Below are 12,682 nucleotides of genomic sequence, written 5' to 3' on the forward strand. Positions count from 1 at the left end.
GAGCCGCCCCCATGATTGAAATTGAACTCGACGGAAAAAAAGTAGAGGTTGCCGAGGGCAGCATGGTGATGCATGCCGCCGACAAGGCCGGCACCTATATTCCGCATTTCTGCTACCACAAGAAGCTCAGCATTGCCGCCAATTGCCGCATGTGCCTGGTCGACGTCGAGAAGATGCCCAAGCCCATGCCGGCCTGCGCCACGCCTGTGTCGCAGGGCATGATCGTGCGCACCAAGAGCGACAAGGCCATCAAGGCGCAGAAGTCGGTGATGGAGTTCCTGCTCATCAACCATCCGCTGGACTGTCCGATCTGCGACCAGGGCGGCGAATGCCTGCTGCAGGACCTGGCGGTCGGCTACGGTGCCTCGACCTCGCGCTACGAAGAAGAAAAGCGCGTGGTGTTCCGCAAGGAGGTGGGCCCGCTGATCTCCATGGAAGAGATGACGCGCTGCATCCACTGCACCCGCTGCATCCGCTTTGGCCAGGAAGTGGCCGGCGTGATGGAGCTGGGCATGGTTCACCGCGGCGAACATGCCGAGATCACCACGGTGGCCGGTGGCACCATCGACTCCGAGCTGTCGGGCAACATGATCGACATCTGCCCGGTCGGTGCGCTCACCAGCAAGCCGTTCCGCTACAGTGCCCGCACCTGGGAGTTGTCGCGCCGCAAATCGATCAGTCCGCACGACGCCACCGGTGCGAATCTGGTCGTGCAGGTCAAGAACAACAAGGTGCTGCGCGTCGTTCCGCTGGAGAACGAAGAGGTCAACGAGTGCTGGATTGCCGACCGCGACCGTTTCTCGTACGAGGCCTTGAACAGCGATGAGCGGCTCACCAGCCCCATGCTCAAGCAGGGCGGTGAGTGGAAGGCCGTGGATTGGCAGACGGCGCTGGAATACGTCGCCAATGGCCTCAAGCAGATCAAGACCGGGCACGGGCCGCAAAGCATAGGCACGCTGGCCAGCCCGCACAGCACGCTCGAGGAGCTGTATCTGGCGGCGGCGCTGATGCGCGCGCTGGGCAGCGACAACATCGATACCCGTTTGCGCCATGCCGAATTCCCGGCGTTTGAGGGTGTGCGGCATCTGGGCACGTCGATCGCTTCTCTCTCGCAACTGCAGCGCGTGCTGGTGGTGGGCTCGAACCTGCGCAAGGACCATCCGCTGTTTGCACAACGAATTCGGCAGTCAGCCCGCGCCGGATGTGCGGTGAATGCTATTAGTTCTGTAGTGGAGCTGGCCTCCCCCGACGCTTGGGCCATGCCGGTCGCCAACACGCTGCTGACCGCGCCGGGTGGCTGGGCGCAGGCACTGGCCGACGTGGCAGCCGCGGTGGCGGCAGAAAAGGGCGTTGCAGCACCTGCTGCGGGCAACGCCACCGATGTGGCCAAGGCCATCGCCCAATCGCTGCTGGGTGGCGAGCGCAAGGCCATCCTGCTGGGCAATGCGGCGGCGCATCACGCCAGGGCGTCCAGCCTGCTGGCGCTGGCCAACTGGATTGGCGCGCAGACCGGCGCCACGGTGGGCTATCTGACCGAAGCGGCGAACACTGTGGGGGCACAACTGGCGGGCGCATTTCCGCGCGGCGATGCGGCGCCGGGCGGTCTGAACGCGGGCCAGATGCTCGCGGGCGGCCTGAAGGCGGTTCTGCTGCTGAACAACGAGCCCGAATTCGATTCGGCGGCCGGCGCCTCGGCCAAGGCGGCCCTGGGGCAGGCCGACATGGTCGTCACGCTGAGCCCGTTCAAGGCCAATCTGGATTTCAGCGACGTGCTGCTGCCGATCGCGCCGTTTACCGAGACGCCCGGCACCTTCGTCAATGCCGAAGGTCGCGTGCAGAGTTTCCACGCGGTGGTCAAACCCCTGGGTGAAACCCGGCCCGCCTGGAAGGTGCTGCGCGTGCTGGCCAATCTGCTCGACCTGCCGGGATTCGAGTTTGAGTCATCGCAGGATGTGCTGAATCACATGCGCGGCGCGCAGCACGCCGAAATGACCCACGTTCCCGCCGACAAATTAAGCAACGCCACGAGCGCAAGTATTGATCTGGCCGCGACCGGCCCGACGCCGCCCGCCGTGGCCAGCATCTACCAGCTCGATGGCCTGGTGCGGCGCGCGTCTTCGCTGCAAATGACGGCGGATGCTAGGAATGCAGCAAACCTGAAAGGGGCGGCAGCATGATTGAAGCGTTCTACAGTGCGGGACTCGGCCTTGCCGGCGCCACCTGGTGGACCGCGGTGGTCTGGCCCGTGATCTGGGCCCTGATCAAGATCGTGGTCGTGCTGGTGCCCCTGATGGGGTGCGTGGCCTACCTCACGCTCTGGGAGCGCAAGGCGATTGGCTTCACCCAGATACGGCTCGGCCCGAACCGGGTCGGCCCCTCGGGTTTGCTCACGCCGATTGCCGACGCCCTCAAGCTGCTGACCAAGGAAATCATCATGCCGGCCGCGGCCAGCAAGGGCCTGTTCGTGCTTGGCCCCATCATGACCATCATGCCGGCGCTGGCGGCCTGGGTGGTCATTCCGTTCGGTCCGGAAGTGGCGCTCGCCAACGTGAACGCCGGCCTGCTGTTCCTGATGGCGATCACCTCGCTGGAGGTGTACGGCGTGATCATCGCGGGCTGGGCGTCGAATTCCAAATATGCGTTCATCGGCGCCATGCGCGCCTCGGCCCAAATGGTCAGCTACGAGATCGCCATGGGCTTTTGCTTTGTGGTGGTGCTGATGGTCTCCGGGTCGATGAACATGACCGACATCGTCATGGGACAGGGCAAAGGCCACTTCGCCAATATGGGGCTGAATTTCCTGTCGTGGAACTGGCTGCCATTGCTGCCGGTGTTCGTGGTCTATTTTGTCGCCGGCCTGGCCGAAACCAACCGGCACCCGTTCGACGTGGTGGAGGGCGAGTCCGAAATTGTGGCCGGCCACATGGTCGAGTACTCGGGCATGGCATTTGCCATGTTCTTCCTGGCCGAATACGCCAACATGATCCTGATTGGCATCCTGTGCACGGTCATGTTCCTGGGTGGCTGGATGTCGCCGATCGACAGCGCGGTGTTCAACTGGATTCCGGGCTGGATCTGGCTGGGGCTCAAGACCTTCATCGTCACCACCATGTTCCTGTGGGTGCGTGCCACTTTCCCGCGCTTTCGCTATGACCAGATCATGCGGCTGGGCTGGAAGATCTTCATCCCGGTCACCCTGGTGTGGCTGGTGGTTGTCGGGGCCTGGATGCAGACCTCCTGGAATATCTGGAAATAAGCCGGAGCCGATATGACTACATTGACGTCCCCCCCTTCTGAATCGACTTTTTCGCTGCGCGACTTCCTGTCGAGCTTCATGCTGATTGAACTGTTCAAGGGCCTGGCGGTGACCGGCAAATACATGTTCAAGCGCAAGATCACGGTGCAGTTCCCCGAGGAGAAGACCCCGGCCAGTCCGCGCTTTCGGGGGCTGCACGCGCTGCGCCGCTATGAAAACGGGGAAGAGCGCTGCATTGCCTGCAAGCTGTGCGAAGCCGTGTGCCCCGCCGTGGCCATCACCATCGAGTCGGAGCTGCGCGACGATGGTTCGCGGCGCACGACCCGTTATGACATCGATCTGACCAAGTGCATTTTTTGCGGGTTTTGCGAGGAAAGCTGTCCTGTGGACTCGATCGTCGAAACCCATATTTTTGAATACCACGGCGAGAAGCGCGGAGACCTGTACTTCACCAAGGACATGCTGCTGGCTGTGGGCGACCGCTATGAAGCCGAAATTGCGGCCAACCGCGCGGCAGACGCCAAGTACCGCTGACCGATTGCCTGAAAGAAGCTTCGATATGGATGTGAAAGCCGGCCTGTTTTATATTTTTTCGGCGGTGTTGCTGTTCGCCGCGTTCCGGGTGATCACGGCCCGCAATCCGGTCCATGCGGCGCTGTTCCTGGTGCTGGCCTTTTTCCAGGCCGCCATGGTCTGGATGCTGCTCAAGGCAGAATTCCTCGCCATCGTGCTGGTGCTGGTGTATGTCGGCGCGGTGATGGTGCTGTTCCTGTTTGTCGTGATGATGCTGGACATCAACCTGGACAGCATTCGCCAGGGATTCTGGCGCCACTTTCCGCTGGCGGCGACGGTCGGCGCGCTGATTGCGCTGGAGATGGCGGCCGTCCTGATGGGCGGATTCGGCGGCGGCGAGCCGCCCCGGGTCACCGTGGTGCTGGGGCAGGCCCCCGGCCAGTTTTCCAATACACGGGAACTGGGCACGCTGCTGTATACGCAGTACCTGTACCCGCTGGAGATTGCCTCCGTCCTTTTGCTCGTGGCCATCATCGCGGCGATTGCGCTGACGCTGCGCGAGCGCAAGGACAGCAAGGCCATCAGTTCATCCGAGCAGATACGCGTGCAGGCGCGCGACCGGGTGCAGGTGCTCAAGATGACGGCGACCCAACCGGCCATTGCGACCGCACAAGGCGCGGATGCCGCCGCCCCTGCCGATACGGAGAAAAAAGCATGACCTTGACCCTTGGGCATTTTCTTTCGCTGGGCGCGATGCTGTTTGCGCTCTCCGTCATCGGGATCTTTTTGAACCGCAAGAACCTGATCATTCTGCTGATGGCGATCGAGTTGATGCTGCTCGCGGTCAACATGAATTTCGTGGCCTTCTCGTATTACCTGGGCGATATGGCGGGGCAGGTTTTCGTGTTCTTCATTCTCACGGTGGCCGCCGCCGAATCGGCCATCGGCCTGGCGATTCTGGTGCTGGTTTTCCGCAACAAGTCCAGCATCCGGGTGGACGAACTCAACCTGCTCAAGGGCTGAACCCCAAGGTTCATCAAATTCAAAGAATATGAGTCAAACCCTCTCGGCTTCAACTCTGCTGGCGGTACCGCTGGCACCTCTGGCCGGTGCCTTGCTGGCCGGCATTTTCGGCACCAAGTTTGGCGGCAATCTGATCGGCCGCCGGCTCAGCCACAGCTTCGCCATTCTGGGTGTACTGGTGGCCTTCATCATTTCGGCGATGACGCTGTACAGCGTGGTTGCCGATGGTGCTCGTTTCAACGAAACCATTTACACATGGATGGTGGTCGGCGGTCTCAAGATGGAAATCGGCTTCCTGGTCGATGGCTTGAGCGCGATGATGATGTGCGTGGTGACCTTCGTGTCGCTGATGGTGCACATCTACACCATCGGCTACATGGACGATGACGAAGGCTACGACCGCTTCTTCTCCTACATCGCGCTGTTCACCTTCTCGATGTTGATGCTGGCAATGAGCAACAACATGCTGCAGCTGTTTTTTGGCTGGGAGGCGGTGGGCCTGGTGTCCTATCTGCTGATCGGCTTCTGGTACACCCGGCCGACCGCCATTCATGCCAACCTGAAGGCGTTCATGGTGAACCGGGTCGGCGACTTCGGTTTCATTCTCGGGATCGGCCTGGTTGCGGCCTACGCCGGCACGCTGGACTATGCCGAGGTGTTTGCCAAGGCTAATGCGCTGGCTCAGCTTTCCTTTCCGGGCACCGGATGGATGTTGATCACGGTGATCTGCATTTGCCTGTTCATTGGTGCCATGGGCAAAAGCGCGCAGTTTCCGCTGCATGTCTGGCTGCCTGATTCGATGGAGGGTCCGACCCCCATTTCTGCATTGATTCACGCGGCAACCATGGTGACGGCCGGCATCTTCATGGTGGCGCGCATGTCGCCGCTGTTCGAGCTCAGCGATGCGGCCCTGAGCTTCGTCATGGTCATCGGCGCCATCACCGCCTTGTTCATGGGTATTTTGGGCATGATCCAGAACGACATCAAGCGAGTCGTTGCCTATTCCACGCTGTCGCAGCTTGGCTACATGACGGTGGCGCTCGGCGCCTCTGCCTATTCGGTAGGCGTATTTCACTTGATGACACACGCGTTCTTCAAGGCGCTGCTGTTCCTCGGCGCCGGCTCGGTCATTCTCGCGGTGCATCACAACCAGGACATCCGCTGGATGGGCGGCTTGCGCAAGTACATGCCCATCACCTGCATCACTTTTCTGGTGGGTTCGCTGGCGCTGATCGCCACGCCATTCTTCTCGGGGTTCTATTCGAAGGACAGCATCATTGAAGTCGTGCACGCGAGCCACCTGGCGGGCGCCGGCTTCGCTTCGTTTGCGCTGATGGCGGGCGTGTTCATCACGGCCTTCTACTCATTTCGCCTGTACTTCCTGGTGTTCCACGGCAAGGAGCGGTTTGACCAGAATCCCGATGCGCACCATGACGCCCACCACGACGGTCACTCTGGTCATCAGGCACCCCATGAGTCTCCCTGGGTGATCACCGTCCCGCTAATCCTGCTGGCGATTCCGTCGGTGGTGATTGGTTTCATGACCATCGAGCCCATGCTGTATGGACCGTTTTTCAAGGATTCCATCTTCGTGGACCTTGTCAGACACCCTGCCATGAAGGAGCTGGCCCAGGAATTCCACGGCCCGCTGCAAATGGGTCTGCATGCCTTTGTGTCGGCGCCATTCTGGCTGGCGCTGGCAGGGGTCGTCTTGTCCTGGTACATGTACCTGGTCAACCCGGCGCTGCCGGCCGCCATCCAGCGCAAATTCCAGCCTCTGTACACCTTGCTCGACAACAAGTACTACCTCGACTGGTTCAACGAAAACGTGCTCACGCGCGGTGTCCGCGTTATCGGCACCGGTTTGTGGAAGGGGGGCGACCTTGGCCTGATCGATGGCCTGGTGGTCAACGGCTCCTGGAAAATGGTGCGCAGGGTTTCGGGCGTGGTGCGCTGGATGCAGTCCGGCTACCTCTACCACTACGCGCTGGCCATGATCGTGGGCGTGTTCGTGCTGATGACCTATTTCGTCTGGCTCAAATAAGGAAATAATAAAAATGGGATTGTTGAGCCTTGCCATCTGGATACCGATTTTTTTCGGCGTCGTTTTGCTGGCGTTTGGGCGGGATGAGCACGCCCGGGTGGTGCGCTGGGTGGCGCTGATCGGCGCCACCATCAGTTTCCTGGTCACGTTGCCGTTGTACAGCGGCTTCAAGCTGGGCACCTCGGCCATGCAGTTTGTCGAGAAGAGCAACTGGATGCCGCGCTTCAATATCAATTACCACCTGGGGGTGGACGGCATCTCGCTGTGGTTCGTCCTGCTTACCGCCTTCATCACGCTGGTGGTGATCATCGCCAGCTGGGAGTCCATCACCGAGCGGGTGAACCAGTACATGGCCGCCTTCCTGGTTCTCAGCGGCTTGATGATCGGTGTGTTCTGCGCACTCGACGGCATGCTGTTCTACGTGTTCTTCGAGGCCACGCTGATCCCGATGTACCTGATCATCGGTGTCTGGGGCGGGCCCAACAAGATCTACGCGGCCTTCAAGTTCTTTCTCTACACGCTGCTCGGCTCGCTGTTGATGCTGATCGCCATGATCTACCTGTACACCAAGTCGGGGGGCAGCTTCGACCTGGCAGTCTGGTACACCATGCCGCTGGGCAGTACCGCGCAGACGTTCCTGTTTTTCGCCTTCTTCGCGGCCTTCGCCGTCAAGATTCCGATGTGGCCGGTGCACACCTGGCTGCCCGATGTGCACGTCGAAGCGCCGACGGGAGGCTCCGCCATCCTGGCGGCCATCATGCTCAAGCTCGGGGCTTACGGTTTCGTGCGCTTCGCCATGCCGATTGCGCCCGATGCCGCGCATGAGTGGGCCTGGCTGATGATCACGCTGTCGCTGGTTGCCGTCATCTATGTGGGTGTCGTGGCGCTGGTACAGCCCGACATGAAAAGGCTGGTGGCCTATTCGTCCGTGGCCCACATGGGGTTCGTCACACTGGGCTTCTTCATCTTCAACGAGCTCGGTGCCGCGGGCGGCATCGTGCAGATGCTTTCCCACGGCCTTGTGTCGGCGGCCATGTTCCTGTGCATTGGCGTGCTGTACGACCGGGTGCATTCGCGCCAGATCGCCAGCTATGGCGGGGTCGTCAATGTAATGCCCAAATTTGCCGCCTTTGCCCTGTTCTTTGCCATGGCCAACTGCGGTCTGCCGGGCACCTCGGGTTTTGTGGGTGAATGGATGGTGATTCTGGGCGGCGTCAAATTCAACTTCTGGGTCGGCCTGGCGGCGGCGTCGGCGCTGATCTGGGGCGCGGCCTACACCTTGTGGATGTACAAGCGGGTCTACCTGGGGCCTGTCGCCAATGACCACGTCAAGGCCATGCTGGACATCAACAACCGCGAGTTCTTGATGCTGGCGCTGCTGGCCATCGCCGTGCTCTACGTGGGTATTTATCCGAAACCCATGACCGATGTCATGAATGCCTCCGTGGTGGACTTGCTCAAGCACCTGGCGACGTCCAAGCTGAATTGATCCCGTTGAATTGAGAACTAGAAGATGATTGACAAACTCAGTTGGATCTCGGTTTACCCCGAAATCGTGCTCCTGATCATGGCCTGCGTGATTGCGCTGGTGGATCTGGCCGTGACCAGCGCGCGCCGCACCGCCACCTACGTGCTGACCCTGCTGGCGCTGGGCGTGGTGGCCTTGCTGGAGGGCCTGTATGCCAGCGGCGGTAACACCCTTTATGGCTTTGGCAACATGGTGGTCAGCGACCCGATGGGGAACTGGCTCGCCTGTTTCGTCAGTGTCGCGATGATGGCCACGCTGGTGTACGGCCGCCCCTATGGCGCCGATCGCGGCATGATGCGCGGCGGCGAGTTGTTCACGCTGAGCATGTTCTCGGTGCTCGGCATGTCGATCATGATCTCGGGCAACAACTTCCTGGTGATCTATCTGGGCCTGGAGCTGCTCACGCTGACCAGCTATGCGCTGGTGGCGTTGCGGCGCGACCACGTGGTGGCCACCGAAGCGGCGATCAAGTATTTCGTCCTCGGCGCGCTGGCCAGCGGCTTTTTGCTGTACGGCCTGTCGATGATTTATGGCGCCACTGGCTCGCTGGACATCAGCGAAGTGTTCAAGGCGGTCAATTCGGGCCATCTCAAGCACCAGGTCCTGGTGTTTGGCGTGGTTTTCATCGTGACCGGCCTCGGCTTCAAGCTCGGCGCCGTGCCGTTCCACATGTGGGTGCCGGACATCTACGAAGGCGCACCCACCGTGGTGAGCCTGATCATTGCCGGCGCGCCCAAGCTGTCGGCGTTTGCCATCTGCATCCGCCTGCTGGTGGAAGGCCTGCTGCCGCTGGCGATCGACTGGCAGCAGATGCTGGCGATCCTGGCGATCGGCTCGTTGCTGATCGGCAATGTGGTGGCGATCTCGCAAACCAATTTCAAGCGCATGCTCGGCTACTCCACCATCTCGCAAATGGGTTTTGTGCTGCTCGGCCTGATGTCGGGAGTGGTCAACGGCAACACGCTGTCCGCCGCCAATGCGTACAGCTCGGCGATGTTTTACGCACTGACCTATGTGCTGACCACGCTGTCGGCTTTCGGCATCATCCTGCTGCTCGCGCGTGAGGGGTTCGAGAGCGAAGAGATCTCCGACCTGGCCGGCCTGAACCAGGTGAGCCCGCTGTATGCAGGGGTTATGGCGGTGTCGATGTTCTCGTTCGCCGGCATCCCGCCGCTCATGGGGTTTTACGCCAAACTGTCGGTCTTGCAGGCGCTGATCTCGTCAGGGCTGCCGTCGTATATCGCGCTGGCGGTGTTTGCCGTGATCATGTCGCTGATTGGCGCGTTCTTTTACCTGCGCGTGATCAAGGTCATGTATTTTGATCCCCCCATCACGGCCGCCACGATCTCGGCGCCGGTCGATGTGCGCATTGTGCTGTCACTCAACGGTGCGCTGGTGCTGATTCTCGGGGTATTTCCGGGTGGCTTGATGACGCTGTGCGCGCAGGCCATCGTGGCGACCCTGGGAACCTGATCACCCGCCAGGAGAGATTCTTCCAAGTGTCCCAATCCCTTTCCGTCTGGCTCGTGATTCTGGTGGCGTTTTGCGCCGCCAACCTGCCTTTTGTCAACCAGCGCCTGCTGGCGGTCATTCCGCTGTCCAGCCCGAAGATTCTTGCCGTGCGGCTGGCCGAACTGGTGGTTTTTTACTTCATTGCGGGCGGCATCGGGCTGGCCCTGGAAAATCGCGCCGGCCAGATTGCGCCCCAGGGCTGGGAGTTTTATGCGATTACCGGTGCGCTGTTCGTGACCTTTGCGTTTCCGGGTTTCATCTACCGCTACCTGCTCAAGCATCGGGCCTGATCCGATGAGGTGTCGCCACCATGGATGACCGCCATCTGGTCGAAGAAAAGATGGCCAGCATGGAGTTGTTCAAGGGCCGGTTTCTCCATGCCTTTCGCGACACGGTACACCTGCCAGACGGCAGCACGACGTCGCGCGAGTATGTGGTGCATCCCGGCGCCGTCATGATTATTCCGCTGCTGGAAGACGAGACCGGCTCTTTGAGGGTGGTACTGGAGCGCCAGTACCGTTACCCGGTGCAGCGGGTCATGATTGAATTCCCCGCGGGCAAACTCGACCCGGGAGAAGACGTGCTGGCGTGCGCGAAGCGCGAACTGCTGGAGGAAACCGGCTATTCGGCCCGGCAATGGGCGCGCGCCGGCGTGCTGCACCCGGTCATTTCATACTCGACCGAGTTCATCGACATCTGGTTTGCCAGGGATCTGAGCCTGGGCCAGCGCCGGCTCGATGCGGGGGAGTTTCTGGACGTTTTCACGGCAACCCCGGCCGAGCTGCTCCAATGGTGCCGCGACGGGAGCGTGACCGACGCCAAAACGCTGACGGGTGCGCTCTGGTTGCAAAACGTGTTGTCGGGCGTGTGGCCGCTGCACTGGCAGGATGCCGCAGCGCTGCGTGCTGGCCGATAATCCTGTCATGAAAGTCCTTAACCTTCAGTGCGTGCGCCAGCAGCATTCGTTCGAAGGCTGGTTCGCCTCTGAAGATGATTTTCAGGACCAACTGGCGCGCGGCGTGCTCGAATGTCCGCTGTGCGGCGCCCAGGAAATACAGAAACTGCCCAGTGCGCCCCGGCTCAATCTGGGCGCCGCGCGTGAGCGTGAGGCGACGCCGCCCGACGCCATGCCGGCGCATCCGCCCGCGTCCATGACGGACATGTTCGCACCCGCCGACCCGGCGTATCAGGCCACGGTGCTGCGTGCCCTGCGCGAGCTGGTGGCCCGCACCGAAGACGTGGGCGAGCGTTTTGCTCAGGAAGCCCGGCGCATTCACTACGGTGAAACCGCACACCGCAACATCCGTGGCCGGGCCAGCGCCCGCGAGGCGATGGAGCTGCTGGAAGAGGGCATCGAGGTGATGCCGCTGCCCGCCGCCGCGGGCGACACCCTGCAGTAAGGCCAGGTTCCCCGGCAGCCGCTATTCCGGCTCCGATCAGGGGTACAGTCCGCGCAATTCGCGCGTGTGCAAGATCCGTTTGCAGGCCACGATAAACGTGGCGGTGCGCAGGCTCACCTTGTTGTCCTGCGCGACCTGCCAGATGCCGGCGAACGCCTCCCTCATGATGCGCACCAGCCGGGCATTGATCTCGGCCTCGTCCCAGAAAAAGCTGGAAAAGTCCTGCACCCATTCAAAATAACTGACCGTCACGCCGCCCGCATTGGCGATCACGTCGGGCAGCACCAGCACATTGCGGTCGTGCAGGATGTCGTCGGCCTCGGGGGTGGTCGGTCCGTTGGCGCCTTCGATGATCATGCGCGCCTTGATGCGACCGGCATTGCCGGCGTTGATTTGCTGCTCCAGCGCCGCGGGAATCAGGATGTCGCAGTCGACCTCCCAGAACAGGTCGTTGGCAATTGCCTCGGCCTGTGCAAAGCCGACCACGCTGCCGGTATGTGCGACGTGCCTGAGCAGGGACGGGACGTCCAGCCCGGCTTCGCGATAGATCGTGCCAGCATGGTCCTGCACGGCGACGACGCGCGCACCCGCTTCGGCAAACAGCTTGCCCGCAATGCCGCCCACGTTGCCAAAACCCTGCACCGCCACACGCGCGGTGGAAATGTCCATGCCGATGTGCTTGGCAGCCTCGGCGCCGACGGTAAACACGCCGCGGCCGGTGGCTTCGCGCCGCCCCAGCGAGCCGCCCAGATCCACCGGCTTGCCGGTGACGACGCCGGTCGCGGTGGAGCCCTGGTTCATGGAATAGGTGTCCATCATCCAGGCCATGATCTGCTCGTCGGTGTTCACGTCGGGCGCGGGGATGTCCTTGTTCGGGCCGATGATGATGCCGATCTCGCTGGTGTAGCGGCGCGTCATGCGCTCGAGTTCGCCGCGGGACAGCGTTTTCGGGTCCACGCGGATACCCCCCTTGGCGCCGCCGTAGGGCACATTCACCGCGGCGTTCTTGATCGACATCCAGGCCGACAGCGCCATCACCTCCGACAGTGTCACGTCCTGGTGAAAGCGCACGCCGCCCTTGCCGGGGCCGCGCGAGACATTGTGTTGCACCCGGTAGCCTTCAAAGTGAGCCACCGTGCCGTTGTCCAGATGGATCGGGACATCGACGATGAGAGAGCGTTTGGGGCGTTTGAGCGTCTCGACCCAGCGCGACAGATTGCCCAGGTAAGGCGTCACGCGATCGACCTGCTGCAGGTAAACCCCCCACGGCCCGAGGTTGTTGGCCTGCAGGTAGGAGGGAAGGGGATGAGACGCAGGCGCTGCGGACATCGGGGTGCTGGGTGCTTGGGACATGAACAAACTCCTGGTAGGAACGATCAAGCCCCCGAGCTTAAAAGCCTGCGGCC

Annotated in this window: 12 protein-coding genes; 11 read left to right on the plus strand and 1 reads right to left on the minus strand. The window is 61.7% G+C overall.

What is annotated here, in order from left to right; all coding sequences use genetic code 11:
- Positions 1-11: 11 nt before the first annotated feature.
- The 11 genes from nuoG to B0E49_RS06560 are packed head-to-tail and all read left to right on the plus strand — an operon-like array spanning position 12 to position 11,276.
- A complete protein-coding gene (nuoG, locus tag B0E49_RS06510; RefSeq protein ID WP_077561378.1) occupies positions 12-2,177 on the plus strand; it encodes an NADH-quinone oxidoreductase subunit NuoG in 2,166 nt (721 codons plus the stop codon).
- On the plus strand, positions 2,174-3,256 hold the full coding sequence (gene nuoH, locus B0E49_RS06515; RefSeq protein WP_077561379.1) for an NADH-quinone oxidoreductase subunit NuoH: 1,083 nt from the start codon (positions 2,174-2,176) through the stop codon (positions 3,254-3,256). The genes nuoG and nuoH overlap by 4 nt, the downstream gene beginning before the upstream one ends.
- A 12-nt stretch (positions 3,257-3,268) precedes the next feature.
- Positions 3,269-3,790 carry an NADH-quinone oxidoreductase subunit NuoI gene (gene nuoI / locus B0E49_RS06520; protein WP_077561380.1) on the plus strand — a complete coding sequence of 174 codons (522 nt, stop codon included), beginning with the start codon at positions 3,269-3,271 and terminating at the stop codon, positions 3,788-3,790.
- A gap of 25 nt (positions 3,791-3,815) precedes the next feature.
- Positions 3,816-4,487 carry an NADH-quinone oxidoreductase subunit J gene (locus B0E49_RS06525; protein ID WP_077561381.1) on the plus strand — a complete coding sequence of 224 codons (672 nt, stop codon included), beginning with the start codon at positions 3,816-3,818 and terminating at the stop codon, positions 4,485-4,487.
- On the plus strand, positions 4,484-4,792 hold the full coding sequence (nuoK, locus tag B0E49_RS06530) for an NADH-quinone oxidoreductase subunit NuoK (RefSeq protein WP_077561382.1): 309 nt from the start codon (positions 4,484-4,486) through the stop codon (positions 4,790-4,792). The genes B0E49_RS06525 and nuoK overlap by 4 nt, the downstream gene beginning before the upstream one ends.
- Before the next feature lie 28 nt (positions 4,793-4,820).
- Positions 4,821-6,836 (plus strand): NADH-quinone oxidoreductase subunit L, encoded by a 2,016-nt coding sequence (nuoL, locus tag B0E49_RS06535; protein WP_077561383.1) that lies wholly within the window; start codon positions 4,821-4,823, stop codon positions 6,834-6,836.
- A gap of 13 nt (positions 6,837-6,849) precedes the next feature.
- Complete coding sequence (locus B0E49_RS06540) at positions 6,850-8,325, plus strand: NADH-quinone oxidoreductase subunit M (protein WP_077561384.1); 1,476 nt, start codon at positions 6,850-6,852, stop codon at positions 8,323-8,325.
- Between the two features lie 24 nt (positions 8,326-8,349).
- Positions 8,350-9,837 carry an NADH-quinone oxidoreductase subunit NuoN gene (gene nuoN, locus B0E49_RS06545; protein WP_077561385.1) on the plus strand — a complete coding sequence of 496 codons (1,488 nt, stop codon included), beginning with the start codon at positions 8,350-8,352 and terminating at the stop codon, positions 9,835-9,837.
- A gap of 26 nt (positions 9,838-9,863) precedes the next feature.
- Positions 9,864-10,166, plus strand: a complete 303-nt coding sequence (locus B0E49_RS06550) for a DUF2818 family protein (protein ID WP_077561386.1) — start codon at positions 9,864-9,866, stop codon at positions 10,164-10,166.
- Between the two features lie 20 nt (positions 10,167-10,186).
- The gene (locus B0E49_RS06555) at positions 10,187-10,792 is read left to right on the plus strand and encodes an NUDIX domain-containing protein (RefSeq protein ID WP_077561387.1); all 606 of its coding nucleotides are present in this window, start codon (positions 10,187-10,189) and stop codon (positions 10,790-10,792) included.
- A gap of 7 nt (positions 10,793-10,799) precedes the next feature.
- Positions 10,800-11,276, plus strand: a complete 477-nt coding sequence (locus B0E49_RS06560) for a DUF1178 family protein (protein WP_077561535.1) — start codon at positions 10,800-10,802, stop codon at positions 11,274-11,276.
- Positions 11,277-11,312: 36 nt separating this feature from the next.
- Here B0E49_RS06560 and B0E49_RS06565 read toward each other — a convergent pair whose 3' ends face one another.
- Positions 11,313-12,629: a Glu/Leu/Phe/Val family dehydrogenase gene (locus tag B0E49_RS06565; protein WP_174571074.1), complete on the minus strand. Its 1,317-nt coding sequence runs from the start codon at positions 12,627-12,629 to the stop codon at positions 11,313-11,315.
- Positions 12,630-12,682 lie beyond the last annotated feature (53 nt).

This window comes from Polaromonas sp. C04 (assembly GCF_002002705.1).
GTDB lineage: Bacteria > Pseudomonadota > Gammaproteobacteria > Burkholderiales > Burkholderiaceae_C > Rhodoferax_A.

Coding starts and splice junctions, on each gene's coding strand:
- B0E49_RS06555 (WP_077561387.1), top strand. CDS start 10,187: ATGGATGACCGCCATCTGGTCGAAGAAAAGATGGCCAGCATGGAGTTG.
- nuoH (WP_077561379.1), top strand. CDS start 2,174: ATGATTGAAGCGTTCTACAGTGCGGGACTCGGCCTTGCCGGCGCCACC.
- B0E49_RS06560 (WP_077561535.1), top strand. CDS start 10,800: ATGAAAGTCCTTAACCTTCAGTGCGTGCGCCAGCAGCATTCGTTCGAA.
- nuoL (WP_077561383.1), top strand. CDS start 4,821: ATGAGTCAAACCCTCTCGGCTTCAACTCTGCTGGCGGTACCGCTGGCA.
- nuoN (WP_077561385.1), top strand. CDS start 8,350: ATGATTGACAAACTCAGTTGGATCTCGGTTTACCCCGAAATCGTGCTC.
- nuoK (WP_077561382.1), top strand. CDS start 4,484: ATGACCTTGACCCTTGGGCATTTTCTTTCGCTGGGCGCGATGCTGTTT.
- nuoG (WP_077561378.1), top strand. CDS start 12: ATGATTGAAATTGAACTCGACGGAAAAAAAGTAGAGGTTGCCGAGGGC.
- B0E49_RS06540 (WP_077561384.1), top strand. CDS start 6,850: ATGGGATTGTTGAGCCTTGCCATCTGGATACCGATTTTTTTCGGCGTC.
- B0E49_RS06565 (WP_174571074.1), bottom strand. CDS start 12,629: ATGTCCCAAGCACCCAGCACCCCGATGTCCGCAGCGCCTGCGTCTCAT.
- B0E49_RS06525 (WP_077561381.1), top strand. CDS start 3,816: ATGGATGTGAAAGCCGGCCTGTTTTATATTTTTTCGGCGGTGTTGCTG.
- nuoI (WP_077561380.1), top strand. CDS start 3,269: ATGACTACATTGACGTCCCCCCCTTCTGAATCGACTTTTTCGCTGCGC.